Here is a 14,000-nt window from a genome sequence, read left to right on the forward strand (position 1 = left end):
ATCCGCGTGTACGCCATCGTGCGCAGCGGTGGTCGCCAGCACAAGGTTGCTGTCGGCGACATCGTTGAGGTTGACAAGATTTCCACTGCCAAGGTTGGCGACACGGTCGAGCTCTCGACCCTGCTCGTTGTCGACGGCGACGCCGTGACCAGCGACCCGTGGGTCCTGGCCGGCATCAAGGTCACGGCCGAGGTCGTGGACCACCACAAGGGCGCCAAGATCGACATCCTGCGCTACAAGAACAAGACCGGCTACCGCCGTCGCCAGGGTCACCGCCAGCAGTACACGGCGATCAAGGTCACCGGTATCCCCGCGGCTGCGAAGTAAGAGGGACTGAGACATGGCACACAAGAAGGGCGCATCGTCCACCCGGAACGGGCGCGATTCCAACGCTCAGCGGCTCGGCGTGAAGCGCTTCGGCGGTCAGGTCGTTTCCGCTGGTGAGATCCTCGTCCGCCAGCGCGGCACCCACTTCCACCCGGGCTCCGGCGTCGGCCGTGGCGGCGACGACACGCTGTTCGCTCTGCTGCCCGGTTCGGTGCAGTTCGGCACCCACCGTGGCCGCAAGGTCGTGAACATCGTTCCGGTCGCCTGATCGGATCTTTGCGGAGGCGGACCTCACTTCCCGTACGGGAAGCGGGTCCGCCTTTCGCGTGTTACTAGATAGACATTCCGTACTCCCCCGCCCTTCGGCCGGGGGTACCCCCAAACTGGAGGCACAACCATGACCACCTTCGTGGACCGCGTCGAGCTGCATGTCGCCGCGGGTAACGGAGGCCACGGCTGCGCCTCCGTTCACCGGGAGAAGTTCAAGCCGCTCGGCGGACCCGACGGCGGCAACGGTGGCCGCGGCGGCGACGTGACCCTGGTCGTCGACCAGTCGGTCACCACGCTCCTCGAGTACCACCACTCGCCGCACCGCAAGGCCACCAACGGTCAGCCCGGCGCCGGCGACAACCGCTCCGGCAAGGAGGGCCAGGACCTCGTCCTGACCGTCCCCGACGGCACCGTCGTCCTCGACAAGCAGGGCAACGTGCTCGCCGACCTCGTCGGCGAGGGCACCACCTTCGTCGCGGGCCAGGGCGGCCGCGGCGGCCTCGGCAACGCCGCGCTGGCCTCCGCCCGCCGCAAGGCCCCCGGCTTCGCCCTCCTCGGCGAGCCCGGCGAGTCGCGGGACATCGTCCTGGAGCTCAAGACCGTCGCCGACGTGGCCCTCGTCGGCTACCCGAGCGCGGGCAAGTCCTCGCTCATCTCCGTCCTGTCGGCCGCCAAGCCGAAGATCGCGGACTACCCCTTCACGACGCTCGTCCCGAACCTGGGCGTGGTCACGGCCGGCTCGACCGTCTACACGATCGCCGACGTGCCGGGCCTGATCCCGGGTGCGAGCCAGGGCCGCGGCCTGGGCCTGGAGTTCCTGCGGCACGTGGAGCGCTGCTCCGTCCTCGTGCACGTCCTGGACACGGCGACGCTGGAGTCCGACCGCGACCCGGTCTCCGACCTCGACATCATCGAGGAGGAGCTGCGGCAGTACGGCGGCCTGGAGGACCGGCCCCGGATCGTCGTCCTCAACAAGATCGACATCCCGGACGGCCAGGACCTCGCGGACATGATCCGCCCGGACCTGGAGGCCCGCGGCTACCAGGTGTACGAGGCCTCCGCCGTGGCCCGTACGGGTCTGAAGGAGCTCTCCTTCGCCCTCGCCGGCATCGTCGCGGAATCGCGCGCGGCCAAGCCGAAGGAGGAGGCGACCCGGATCGTCATCACCCCGAAGGCCGTCGACGACGCGGGCTTCACCGTCGTGTACGACGAGGCCGAGGACGTGTACCGGGTGCGCGGCGACAAGCCGGAGCGCTGGGTCCGCCAGACCGACTTCAACAACGACGAGGCCGTCGGCTACCTCGCCGACCGCCTCAACCGCCTCGGCGTCGAGGACCGTCTGATGAAGGCGGGCGCCCGCGCGGGCGACGGTGTCGCGATCGGCGCCGACGACAACTCGGTCGTCTTCGACTGGGAGCCGTCGATGATGGCGGGCGCCGAGATGCTCGGCCGCCGTGGCGAGGACCACCGCCTGGAGGCCCCGCGCCCGGCGGCGCAGCGCCGCCGCGACCGCGACGCCCAGCGGGACGACGCACAGCGCGAGTACGACGACTTCGACCCCTTCTAGCGGGGCCGAGCCTGTTCCGGATCGGGTCTGACCCCTTCGGGAACGGGTCTGTCGAGGAGAGGGTCGCCGATGCGTTCGGCGGCCCTCTCTTTTCCGCTTCCCGTCTTACGCTCCGTGTGCGTCCCGCTACGATGCGCGGATGATTCAGCCCACCGAGTCACAGGACGCGGCACGGGTCAGTGTCGTCGTCATCGCGTACAACGACGCCGAGCGCGTCGGCGACGCGATCCGTTCCGCGCTCGCGCAGGGCGAGGGCGTCGGGGAGGTCCTCGTCGTCGACGACGCCTCCGAGGACGCGACGCCCGACGTGCTCGCCGGATTCGCCGACGAGCCGCGCGTACGGCCGCTGCGCCGCGAGGTCAACAGCGGCGGCTGCGGCACCCCCCGCAACGACGGCATCGCCGCCGCCGTCCACCCGTACGTCGTGTTCCTCGACAGCGACGACGTGCTGATCCCCGGCGCCGTCGACGCGCTCCTCGCCGTCGCGGTCCGGGAGCGCGCGGACGTCGTCACCGGCCTCTGCGTGCGGCGCGAGCTCCCCGGGGGCCGCGAGACCGTCTGGGCGGCCCGGCTGTACGACGTCTCCCGGGGCGCCACCCTCCCCGGCACCGTCCTCGACGGCGTCGAAGGACACCCCGAGCTGGTCCTCGACACCCTCTCCGTCAACAAGCTGTACCGCCGCGCCTTCCTGAACGGGCATGCGATCCGCTTCCCCGAAGGCGCCTTCCACTACGAGGACTTCGTCTTCGGCGCCCGCGTCCAGGCCGCCGCCCCCCGGCTCGCCGTCACCGACGTGCCCCTGTACGTCTGGCACGTGCGGCGCCAGGCCGCGAACCTGTCGATCTCGCTGCGCCAGGCCTCCCTCGCGAACTGGGAGCACCGGGTCGCCGCGCACCGCGCCGTCGTCGAGGTGTTCCGCAAGGCCGGGAGCCCCGTGCTCGCCGCCGCCGCGCAGACGAAGTTCCTCGACTACGACCTCCCCATGTACCTCCGCGAGCTGCCGCGACGGACCGCCGCCTACCGCGCCGACTGGTGGACCGTCACCCGCGACCACCTCGCCAGCTTCGACGCCGACGCGGTCGCCGCCGCCCCGGCGCCGAACCGCTGGCTGTACTCCGGGCTCATGGCCCTCGCCGCCGTACCCGAGGGGCGCGGGCTCACCCGGTTCGTCGAGCTCGCCGCCGGCCGGCCGCGGCTCGCCCCTCCGTACCCCCGGGCCGAGGACGGCGCCCCGGTGCTGGCCGCCGCCCCCTGCGACGTACCGCTGGACGGTCTCGCCGAGCTGGCCCCGGCCGGGCTGCCGGTCGCCGTGGACGGCGCCGTCTCCGTCGGCGGGACCACCCGGGTGACCCTCACCGTGCACGAGCTGTACGGGCGGGTCGGCGCGCTGCACCCCGTCTCCGTCCGGGTCGGGTTCGCCGAACGCGCGTCGGTCGCGGACCTCTCCGCCGAGGCCCCGCTGCTCCCCGCCGACGCGGGCTGGACCGCCACCGTGCGGGTCCCCACCGCGCAGCTGCTCCGCTCCGGCCGGCTCGCCTCCTGGTCGTTCCGCGCCGAGCTGCGGTACGCGGACGGCTCGACCGGATGCGCCGAGGTCAGGGCACCGGACGGGTTCGGCGGCCGGCGCGGCGTGGTCCTCGGCCGGCTCGGCCGCGTCCTCCTCGTCCAGGTCATGGCCACGGCGCGCCGCGGCCTGGTCCTCCGGCTCACGGGGGGTGGGGCGGGCGCCCGCCAGGTGGTGTCCGGACGGATGAGGAGGCTGCTGGCGAGGCGGTGAACACCACCCGATGCGCGGGGGAGGAGTTTCGGAACAATTTCCCGCCGGGTCGTGACTTGGCGGTCGCCGGGGGCGTTCATCAATCAACTGTGAGCGCGCCCGTACCACCGCATGCCTGTGTGAGAGGACTTGGATGCCGACTAGCGACGTCCCCGATGTGAGCGTCGTCGTCATCGTCTACAACGATGAGGAACGGCTCCCACGAGCGGTTCGGTCCGTACTCGACCAGACCCTGAACAACCTCGAAGTGATCATCGCCGACGACTGTTCGACCGATGGCACCGAGCGCGTCGCGCGGGCCCTGGAGGCCTCCGACCCGCGCGTGCGCTACGCGCGCCTGGAGCAGAACAGCGGCGGCTGCAGCGCCCCCCGCAACCGCGGCATCGCGGTCGCGCGCGCCCCGTACGTCATGTTCCTCGACAGCGACGACGAACTGCCCCGGCACGCCTGCAAGAGCATGCTGCTGGTCGCCGAGGAGACCGGCGTCGACTTCGTGACCGGTGAGGTGACCCGGCTCTACGAGGCGTCCGATTCCACGGGCCTGTGGTACCCGCACCTCTTCACCGAACAGCGGGTCGTGGAGGGCATCGCCGAGCGGCCCGAGTACTTCTTCGACCACCTGTCGACGAACAAGCTCTACCGCACCGCCTTCATCCGGGACAACGGGCTCGCCTTCCCCGAGGGCATCCACTACGAGGACCAGCTGTTCTCCGCGCAGGCGTACACGCTCGCGGAGACCTTCGCCGTCGTCCCGTGGCCGGTCTACACCTGGCGTCTCGCGCCGGAGAGCGTCTCCATCTCGTCGAGCCGCCACAAGATCCAGAACGTCCGCGACCGCATCGGCGTGGCGCGGCTGATCGACGCCTGGCTGGAGGAGCGCGGCGACACCGGGCTCCGCGCGGAGAAGGACCACAAGTTCCTCCGCCACGACTTCCGCCTGTACCTGGGCGACCTGCCGTTCCGCGACGCCGACTGGATCGCGGAGTTCGCCGCCGAGGTCACCCCCTACCTCGACGAGATTGCCGACGAGACCTACGAGCGGCTCTCGCGCGAGGAGCGCGTCTGCGTCCATCTGCTGCGCACCGGCAGACTGGAGGAGGCCGCCGTGGCCGCCCGCCAGTTCGGCCGGCCGCAGCTCGCGCCCCGCGCCGTGACCGAGGTGGACGGGATCCCCTACTGGGGCGACGTCGCCCCCGCCGACGACGCGAGCCGCGGCGAGCTGGACCTCGGCGAGTGGCACCTGCGCGACCAGGTCCTCGGCAGCGGGCGCCTGCGGCACGAGCTGACCTCCGTGTCGATGCTCGGCCCGGTCCTGCGCCTGGAGATCCGTACGTACGATCCGGTCGGCCTGATCACCGAGGACACGAAGGCCTCGGCCAAGCTCGCCGCCCACAAGACGCCGCTGACGGTGCCGCTCACGCTCGTCCCGGACGGCGCGGGGCAGTACGTCTCCCGGGCCGAACTGGACCTGCGGAAGGTCCCGGTCGGCAAGGTCGGCGTGGCGACCCGCCGCCACCCGGTGATCGCCCTGGAACAGGACGGCGCGCGGCGTACGGACATCCTGCTGGCCCAGCACGACCAGCCCGACTTCCGCGCCACCCTCAGGTACCACACGTTCGGCATCCACCATGTGCGCGTCCAGGCCGAGCAGAAGGGCGCGGGGCGGCTCGAGGTGACCTGGCAGCGCTCCGGCGTCCTGAAGTCCCTCGAACCCCTCGGCCCCTACGCCCGCAAGACCAAGGCCAAGGTCGGCAAGGTCAAGAAGATCCTCGTCGGCAACGAGGGCAAGGCGACGGCCTACGACGCCGTCGCCAAGTTCCCGCGCAAGCGCGGCCTGGCCGTCTTCGAGGCGGTGGAGGGCCGCGGCTACGCGGACAACCCCCGCTACGTCTACGAGGAGCTCAAGCGCCGCAACCTCCCGATCGACGTGGTCTGGGCGTACTCCGGCAGCCGGGACTCCTTCCCCGACGACGTCACGCTCGTGAAGCGCGGCAGCTTCGCCTACGGCCGCGCGCTGGCCCGGGCCACGTACTGGGTCGACTCGCACAACCTGCCGTACCTCTACGCGAAGCCCAAGGGCACCCGGTACCTGCAGACCTGGCACGGCCAGACCTTCAAGGCGATGGGCTTCGACGTCCCGTCGCTGCGCGGCGCCTCGGAGATCGAGAAGGGACGGTTCCGCGCCGCCGTGGGCCGCTGGGACGCGCTCGTCTGCCCGAGCGCCGAGTTCGAGCGGACCTTCGTCCCGGCCTTCGAGGTCCAGGCCGATCTCATCCGCTCCGGCTACCCGCGCAACGACGTGCTCGTGCGCTGGGCCGAGCCGGAGCAGCGGGCCAGGGCGGCCGCCACCCGCGAGGCCCTGGACATCCCGGCCGACCGCAAGGTGCTGCTCTACGCCCCGACCTTCCGCGACGCGGCCCGCCGCACCGGACAGTCGATCCGGGTGGACTTCGGGGAGCTGGCCCCGTACCTCTCCGACGAGTGGATCGTCGTCGTGCGGGCCCACCCGTACGACCGGTTCACGATCGATCCCGAGCTCGGTCACTTCCTCCGCGACGGCTCCGCGTTCGCCGACGTCAACGACCTGATGCTGGCCTCGGACGCGGTCCTCACGGACTACTCGTCCCTGATGTTCGACTACGCCAACACCGGCCGCCCGATACTGCTGTACACGGACGACTACGAGGACTACAAGGGCGGCGACCGGGGCACGTACTACGACCTCGAGGACATCGCCCCGGGGCCGATGCTGACGACCACCGAGGACCTCGCCGCCGCCGTGCGGGACCTGGAGGGCGTGCGGGAGCGGCACGCCCGGCGCTACGCGCGCTTCCAGGAGATGTTCTGCTCGTACGAGACCGGCCACGCGAGCAAGCTGGTGGTCGACGCTTTTTTCGAAGGCGGCACCCATGACTGAGGCCTCCCGCGCCCGCAACGTGTTCTTCGTCGGTGTCGACGTCGACTCGATGGGCGGATCCCAGCGGGTGTTGCACACCCTCGCCCAGGGCATGGGCGAGCGGGGTCACCGCGTCGAGCTGATCGGCATCCGGCCGAGCCCCGAGCCCTTCCCGTACAACGCCACGCGCGCGTACCGCCACGCGACGCTCTACCCGCCGGCCGCGGACCCCAAGCCGCCGGTGCGGACGGTCGGCGACCGGCTCAGCCTGGCGCGGCGCGCCGACGCCCGGCGGGCGCGGGCCGCCCGCGAGCACGCGCGGGCGGAGATGCAGCGGAGGCTGTCGGCGGTCGAGGACGGCTACATCGTCTTCGGTTCGCCGTGGGCGGTGGACTGGGTCATGCCGCTGGACTGGCATCACCTCAAGGGCGTCGGGCAGTACCACGAGTCCTTCGCGCAGGCCAGGCGCAGCGCCAACCTGGGGCTGATCCGGCGTCACTACCCGGCTCTGGAGCAGACCCTGGTCCTCTCCGAGGGGGACGCGGTCGAGTTCGTCAACCAGCGCGTGCCCAACGTACGGGTGATGCCGAACCCGCTGCCGTTCTACCCGGACGAGCGGGCCCCGCTCGACACCCACAGGATCGGCGCGGTCGGCCGGCTGGACCCGATCAAGCGGTACGACCGCATGATCGAGGCCTTCGCGCGGGCGCGCGCGGGCGAGGGGCATGAGGGCGCGGGCCACGGACGCGCGGGGCGCGGAGGCGAGGGTCGCGCGGGCGCGGGGCGCGGAGGCGCGGGTCGCGAGGGCTGGGAACTGCATCTCTTCGGCGACGGACCGCTGGAGAACGAGCTGCGGATGAAGGCCGAGGACCTCGGCGTCGCCGACCAGGTCGTCTTCCGCGGCACGGTCGAGGACATGGCGGCCGCCTACCGCGAGCTGTCCGTCGTCGCGATCAGCAGCGAGCGCGAGGGCCGTCCGATGGCGCTGGCGGAGGCCGCCGCGTGCGGGGTGCCGTGCGTGAGCTTCGACGTCTCGGGCGGTGTCCGGGAGCTCGTCGAGGACGGCGTCACGGGCACCCTCGTCCCGCCGGCCGACGTGCCCGGGCTCGCCGCCGCGTTCGGCGAGCTCATGGACGACGCCGCGCTGCGGAAGCGGTACGGCGCGGCGGGACGGGAGCACGTCGCGCGCCTGGCGCTGCCGAGCGTCCTCGACCGGTGGGACGCCGCCTTCGCGGAGATCGAGCGCTAGGGGGTGTCTTGGGAGGGGCCCGCGGGGCCGCCTTCGGACCCCTGTGCGAGTCCGCCGGGCGGCCCCGGGCCTGTGGCTAAACTGTCGGAATGACCTGGCTCATCACCGGCGGCGCCGGATACATCGGTTCCCATGTCGTCAAAGCAATGACCGAGGCCGGCGAGCGTGTCGTCGTGGTCGACGACCTCAGCACGGGCAACCCGGCGCGCGTCCCCGAGGGCGTCGTGATCGAGAAGGGCTCGGTCCTGGACCGCGACTTCCTCGACGGGGTGCTGCGCGAGCACGCGGTCAAGGGCATCGTCCACCTGGCCGCCAAGAAGCAGGTCGGCGAGTCGGTCGAGCAGCCGCTGTTCTACTACCGCGAGAACGTGACGGGTCTGCAGACCGTCCTGGAGGCCGCCGCCGGCGCCGGGGTGAAGAGCTTCCTCTTCTCCTCCTCCGCCTCCGTCTACGGCATGCCCGACGTGGACCTCGTCACCGAGGACACCGAGTGCCTGCCGCTCAGCCCGTACGGCGAGACCAAGCTCGTCGGCGAGTGGATGGCGCGTGCGGTCGGCCAGGCCCACGGCATCTCCACCGCCTGCCTGCGGTACTTCAACGTGGCGGGCGCCGCGGCCCCCGAGCTCGCCGACACCGGTGTGTTCAACCTGGTGCCGATGGTCTTCGAGCGGCTCGACGCCGGTGAGTCCCCGCGCATCTTCGGTGACGACTACCCGACCCCGGACGGCACCTGCATCCGCGACTACATCCACGTCGCCGACATCGCGGACGCCCACCTCGCGGCGGCCCGCGCGCTCGCCGCGGCGGGCGAGGCCGGCGAGACGGCCGCGCTGACCCTGAACATCGGGCGCGGCGAGGGCGTGTCGGTGCGCGAGATGGTCGACCTGATCAACGAGATCACCGGTCACAGCGTCGAGCCCCTGGTCACCCCGCGCCGCCCGGGCGACCCGGCCCGCGTCGTCGCCTCCGCGGAGCGCATCGAGTCGGAGCTCGGCTGGAAGGCGCGTCACGACGTTCGCGCCATGATCAGCTCCGCCTGGGAGGGCTGGGGCGCGAACCGCGCGTCCCGCACGACCGGCTGACGTCCGAGGACGTGAGGGAGTGGGGTGCCCCGGCTTCGGCCAGGGGCGCCCCACTCCGTCGTTTCGCGGGGAGTACGGGAGTACGGGGACTACGGAGAGTACGGAGGGCGTGCTTCAGGGGCGGTGGATGCGGTCCACGCCGTAGTACGTGGCCGTGCACTGCGCGGCCCAGTCCCGCTCGTACGTGCGGGCGAACAGCGGCTCGGTCAGCCCGCCGATGAGGAGCGGTCGGTACGCGACCTCCCGGGCGCCCGCCGCGACCTCCGCCTTGATCCGCGCGTTCTGCCGGTCCCAGGCGGTCGCGCGTACCACGGTGCTCGTGGTCAGCTCGTACACCGGCCGCACCAGGGCGGCCGTGCTCCCGACGGCGATCGCCCCCACCGCGACCAGCGCCGCGGCGCGGGCGGCGGGCCGGCCGGCCCGCCGGAGCAGCAGCCCCAGCCGGTACCCGCCCCACGTCCCGTACGCGCAGAGGGCGAGCAGCAGCGGGAAGAGGAAGCTCGTCCAGGTGCGCCCGTACGTCCAGCCCACGGCTCCGTAGCCGGTGCGCAGCCCGTACGTGACGGCCAGGCTCGCGAGGGCGATCAGCGGCAGCGGCAGGAGCACCGCGATCCGGAACAGCCGGCGCGGGGGGAGCCCGGCGGTGGAGGTCCGGCCGCCGGTCGAGGGTGCCTGGCCGGGCGTGCTGCCCGGGGCGTGGGCGGTGCTGCCGGGGGTGTGGGCGGTGCTGCCGGCCGGGGCGAGGGTCAGGCCCAGGGCGAGGCCCAGGAGCGCGCCGACGGCGGCGGCGCCCGCGTACGCCCCCTGGCCCGCGATCGTCTCCCACACGCGCCACCAGTCACGGAACGTTTCTCCCACCAGCGCGGCCGACAGCGGCTCCTGCGGGTGCTGGGCGCGCCGCCACCGGGCACCGGGTGACGTGGTGAGCAGGACGAGGCCCGCGACGAGCCCGAGGCACAGGGACGCGCACCAGGTCGGCACGTACCGGTCCTTCGTCCAGCCGAGCCGGGGCAGGCAGAGGAGCGCGGCGGTGCCCGCGAGCAGCCCGGCCACCATGGCGAAGGGTTCGCTGAGCATGCCGAGGGCCATCCCCGTCGGGAACGCCGAGACCACCGCCACCGTCCGGGCCCACCGGTGGCCGCCGCGCGCGGCCCGGACGGCGCCGAGCACCGCCCAGAGGCCGATCACGCTCGGCAGGGTGTGGGAGACGGTCGCCGGTGCCCAGAGCAGCACCTGGTACGAGCGGGTGCCGGCGAAGAACAGCAGCGCCGACAGGAGCGCCGCGGCCGCGGCGAGCAGGACGGGCGGAGGCGCGGGCAGGCGCAGGGCGCGCAGCGCCGCGCGGGCGAGGAGGAAGAGCCCGGCGCCGAGCGTGACGACGAGGAGGGCGGGCAGCAGTTTCGGCCCCCGCATGTCGTCGGAGTAGATGATCCCGGTGAGGAAGGCGTTCGTGACGCGCCCGTTCTGGGTGCGGTAGAAGTCCGCGGTGATGCCCAGGACGCCCATGTCGCGGGCCTTCCACAGGGCGCACCAGTCGTCCGACGTGGGGCGTACGTAGAGCCCGAGGAAGGCGCCGACCGAGAGGAGCGCCCCGGCTCCGGCGGAGACGACCAGCGCGATCCAGGACAGCGCCCGCCGGAGGCCGGCCGTGTCCTTGTCCCCGTCGCTGTCCTTCTCCTTGCCGCTCTCCCTGTGCTGACGGCTGTCCCCGTCGGCTTCTCCGGCCGCGAGCCCCGCATCACCGTGCTCCGGGGTGGTCGTCCTACTCACCGGTCATCGCTCCAGGTGGTCAAGGTCCGTGGCACGGCATCCCTACGGGTGATAAATGGGCAGGAATGCCCTGTATATGAATATCTTCCCCGCATGCTTTGCTGCATGGACGACATGCCGACCGGGAGAGGTCACCCGGGCGATGCCCGGCGGTCACCGCCCCTCAGTACCGTGGCCGCGCTGCTCGAAGGAGAGTTCGGTGGCGGTCCCTCAGGACGTACTCTCGCTCATCCCTCTGGAGTGACCGTTCCATGACCAGGCTTTCCGTCGTCGTTCCCTGCTTCAACGAAGAGGACGTCGTCGAACGGTTCGACGCGCGCATGCGCCAGGTGCTCGACGGACTCCCGGTCGGCTACGAGATCGTTTACGTGGACGACGGCAGCTCCGACGGCACCCTCGGCAAACTGCGCGCCATCGCCGCCCGGCACCCGCACCGTACCCAGTACGCCTCCTTCAGCCGCAACTTCGGCAAGGAGGCCGCCATGCTCGCCGGCCTGCGCAAGTCCACCGGCGACGCCGTGGTGATCATGGACGCCGACCTCCAGCACCCGCCCGAGCTCCTCGCGCGCATGCTGGACCTCTTCCACCAGGGCCACGACCAGGTCATGGCGCGGCGGACCCGCGAGGGGGACAAGAAGCTCCGCTCGGCGCTCAGCCGCTTCTACTACCGGGCCGTCAACCGCTGGGTCGACGTGGAACTCACCGACGGCGTCGGGGACTTCCGCCTGCTGTCCCGCCCCGCCGTCGACGCCCTGCTCTCGCTGCCCGAGTACAACCGCTTCTCCAAGGGGCTGTTCTCCTGGATCGGCTTCGACACCGTCACCTTCGACTACCAGAACGCCGCGCGCGAAGGCGGTGAGACGAAGTGGAAGTTCAGCTCCCTGCTCAACTACGGCATGGACGGGCTGATCTCCTTCAACAACCGCCCGCTGCGCATCGCGCTGTGGCTGGGAATGATGCTCAGCGGCCTCGCCGTCCTGTACGCGGTCTGGGTGGCCGTCGCGGCGATCACCCAGGGCGTCACCGCACCCGGATACGTCACCCTCGTCGCGATCATCGTGGGGCTCGGGGGAGTGCAGATGGTGATGCTGGGGCTGATCGGCGAGTACATCGGCCGGATCTACTACGAGACGAAACGGCGGCCGCACTTCCTCGTGAAGGAGACCCACCGTTCCTTCGGGCGCGGGGCGGCCGAGCGTGCCGCCGCCGAGCGCATCCGTGTCGTGGCCACCGACCGGGAGAGCTGATGACGACCGGCGAGGGCAGCACGCAGGGCACACAGAGCACACAGGGCACGCGGAGCGCACAGAGCACGCGGCGGGCGCGACTGGCCGAGATCTTTCGGTTCGCGCTGGTCGGCGGCGTCAACACGGGCACGTTCTTCGGGTGTTACCTGCTCCTCCACCCCTGGATGCCGTACTTCGCCGCGTACTCCCTCGCCTTCCTCATCAGCATGGTCGGCTCCTTCTTCCTCAACACCTACTTCACCTACCGCACCCGGCCGACCTGGAAGAAGTTCGCCCTCTTCCCCCTCACCAACGTCACCAACTACCTCGTGCAGAGCGTCGGCCTGTACGCGCTCGTCACCTGGGCCGGCATGGACGACAGGATCGCGCCCCTCGTCGCGGCCGTCGTGGCGATCCCGTTCACCTATCTGCTCTCCCAGCGGATCCTGGTTCCCCGGAAGACTCCAGACGGTCCGGGGGGTCAGGGAGGTCCGGGGGGCCCGGAGGGGTCCGGTCCAGAGAACGGAATGGGCGAGCGGCAGCCGTCCCGGCTCGCGTAGATTGCCTCGCAGCCGCGGCGGGGCACGCGCGGCGCGTGGGACATCCGAGTGAGGACGACGCAGGTGACGACGCAGGTGACGGGACAGACGGACGTGGCAAGGCAGTACGTGACGGAGGCCCGCAGGATCGTCGTCAAGGTCGGCTCCTCCTCGCTCACCACCGCTTCCGGAGGCCTCGACGCCGACCGCGTCGACGCCCTCGTGGACGTCCTCGCCAAGGTCCGCAGCGGCGGCGAGAAGGAGATCGTCCTCGTCTCCTCCGGCGCCATCGCGGCAGGCCTCGCCCCGCTCGGCCTCACCCGCCGCCCCAAGGACCTCGCCCGCCAGCAGGCCGCCGCCAGCGTCGGCCAGGGCCTCCTCGTCGCCCGCTACACCGCCTCCTTCGCCCGCTACGGCGTCCGCGTCGGCCAGGTCCTCCTCACCACGGACGACACCAGCCGCCGCGCCCACTACCGCAACGCCTACCGGACGCTCGACCAGCTCCTCGCCATGGGCGCGCTGCCCGTCGTCAACGAGAACGACACCGTCGCCACGGACGAGATCCGCTTCGGCGACAACGACCGGCTCGCCGCCCTCGTCGCCCACCTCGTCCGGGCGGACCTGCTCGTCCTGCTCTCCGACGTCGACGGTCTTTACGACGGCGACCCGGCCAAGCCCGGCACGTCGAGGATCGCGCAGGTCACCGGCCCCCAGGACATCGCCCACGTCGAGATCGGCTCGGCCGGCAAGGCGGGCGTCGGCACCGGCGGCATGGTCACCAAGGTCGAGGCGGCCCGGATCGCCGCCGCCGCCGGCACCCCGGTGGTCCTCACCTCCGCGAGCCGCGCCGCCGACGCCCTCGCGGGCCGGGACACCGGCACGTACTTCCACCCCACCGGCCGCCGCTCCGCCGACCGGCTCCTCTGGCTCGCCCACGCCTCCACCCCGCAGGGCTCCCTGACCCTCGACGCCGGAGCCGTACGCGCGGTCGTCGAGGGCAAGAAGTCCCTGCTCGCGGCCGGTATCGCGGGTGTCGAAGGCGACTTCGTGGCCGGTGACCCCGTCGAGCTCCGCGACACGGAGGGACGAGCCGTCGCCCGCGGCCTCGTCAACTTCGACGCCAAGGAGATCCCCCAGCTGCTCGGCCGGTCCACGCCCGAGCTCGCGCGGGAACTCGGCCCTGAGTACGAGCGCGAGGTCGTCCACCGTGACGACCTGGTCGTCATCCGCTGAAACGGCTGAAAGTACGGCCATCCGGAAGGGACCTTTACCAAAACCGCCCCATCTGCCGCCTCGG

11 protein-coding genes are annotated in these 14,000 nt (G+C 71.9%); 10 read left to right on the forward strand and 1 reads right to left on the reverse strand.

Annotated elements, in window-relative coordinates; all coding sequences use genetic code 11:
* Window positions 1-6 precede the first annotated feature (6 nt).
* From rplU to galE, 7 genes are all read left to right on the forward strand, one after another.
* On the forward strand, window positions 7-327 hold the full coding sequence (rplU, locus tag ACZ6K0_RS15100) for a 50S ribosomal protein L21 (RefSeq protein WP_015033583.1): 321 nt from the start codon (window positions 7-9) through the stop codon (window positions 325-327).
* Window positions 328-340: 13 nt separating this feature from the next.
* The gene (rpmA, locus tag ACZ6K0_RS15105; RefSeq protein WP_056640498.1) at window positions 341-595 is read left to right on the forward strand and encodes a 50S ribosomal protein L27; all 255 of its coding nucleotides are present in this window, start codon (window positions 341-343) and stop codon (window positions 593-595) included.
* Between the two features lie 129 nt (window positions 596-724).
* Window positions 725-2,164 carry a GTPase ObgE gene (gene obgE, locus ACZ6K0_RS15110; protein ID WP_376405933.1) on the forward strand — a complete coding sequence of 480 codons (1,440 nt, stop codon included), beginning with the start codon at window positions 725-727 and terminating at the stop codon, window positions 2,162-2,164.
* A gap of 139 nt (window positions 2,165-2,303) precedes the next feature.
* Window positions 2,304-3,941 (forward strand): glycosyltransferase family 2 protein, encoded by a 1,638-nt coding sequence (locus ACZ6K0_RS15115; protein WP_469233541.1) that lies wholly within the window; start codon window positions 2,304-2,306, stop codon window positions 3,939-3,941.
* 133 nt (window positions 3,942-4,074) lie between these two features.
* Complete coding sequence (locus ACZ6K0_RS15120) at window positions 4,075-6,858, forward strand: CDP-glycerol glycerophosphotransferase family protein (RefSeq protein ID WP_469233539.1); 2,784 nt, start codon at window positions 4,075-4,077, stop codon at window positions 6,856-6,858.
* On the forward strand, window positions 6,851-8,086 hold the full coding sequence (locus tag ACZ6K0_RS15125) for a glycosyltransferase (protein ID WP_469233537.1): 1,236 nt from the start codon (window positions 6,851-6,853) through the stop codon (window positions 8,084-8,086). The genes ACZ6K0_RS15120 and ACZ6K0_RS15125 overlap by 8 nt, the downstream gene beginning before the upstream one ends.
* A gap of 89 nt (window positions 8,087-8,175) precedes the next feature.
* The gene (gene galE, locus ACZ6K0_RS15130; protein ID WP_376405941.1) at window positions 8,176-9,168 is read left to right on the forward strand and encodes a UDP-glucose 4-epimerase GalE; all 993 of its coding nucleotides are present in this window, start codon (window positions 8,176-8,178) and stop codon (window positions 9,166-9,168) included.
* Between the two features lie 114 nt (window positions 9,169-9,282).
* Here galE and ACZ6K0_RS15135 read toward each other — a convergent pair whose 3' ends face one another.
* Window positions 9,283-10,938, reverse strand: coding sequence for a hypothetical protein (locus ACZ6K0_RS15135; protein WP_469233536.1), 1,656 nt, complete (start codon window positions 10,936-10,938; stop codon window positions 9,283-9,285).
* A gap of 251 nt (window positions 10,939-11,189) precedes the next feature.
* Between ACZ6K0_RS15135 and ACZ6K0_RS15140 the strand changes: the two genes are divergently transcribed.
* The 3 genes from ACZ6K0_RS15140 to proB all read left to right on the forward strand — a co-directional run bounded on the left by ACZ6K0_RS15140 (window position 11,190) and on the right by proB (window position 13,936).
* Entirely contained in the window at window positions 11,190-12,185 is a 996-nt protein-coding gene (locus tag ACZ6K0_RS15140) for a glycosyltransferase family 2 protein (RefSeq protein WP_376405945.1), read from the forward strand.
* On the forward strand, window positions 12,185-12,724 hold the full coding sequence (locus ACZ6K0_RS15145; protein ID WP_469233534.1) for a GtrA family protein: 540 nt from the start codon (window positions 12,185-12,187) through the stop codon (window positions 12,722-12,724). Before ACZ6K0_RS15140 ends, ACZ6K0_RS15145 begins: the two co-directional genes overlap by 1 nt.
* Before the next feature lie 108 nt (window positions 12,725-12,832).
* On the forward strand, window positions 12,833-13,936 hold the full coding sequence (gene proB, locus ACZ6K0_RS15150; protein WP_469233825.1) for a glutamate 5-kinase: 1,104 nt from the start codon (window positions 12,833-12,835) through the stop codon (window positions 13,934-13,936).
* Window positions 13,937-14,000: the final 64 nt, after the last annotated feature.

It is taken from the genome of Streptomyces sp. NPDC042346 (assembly GCF_055581845.1).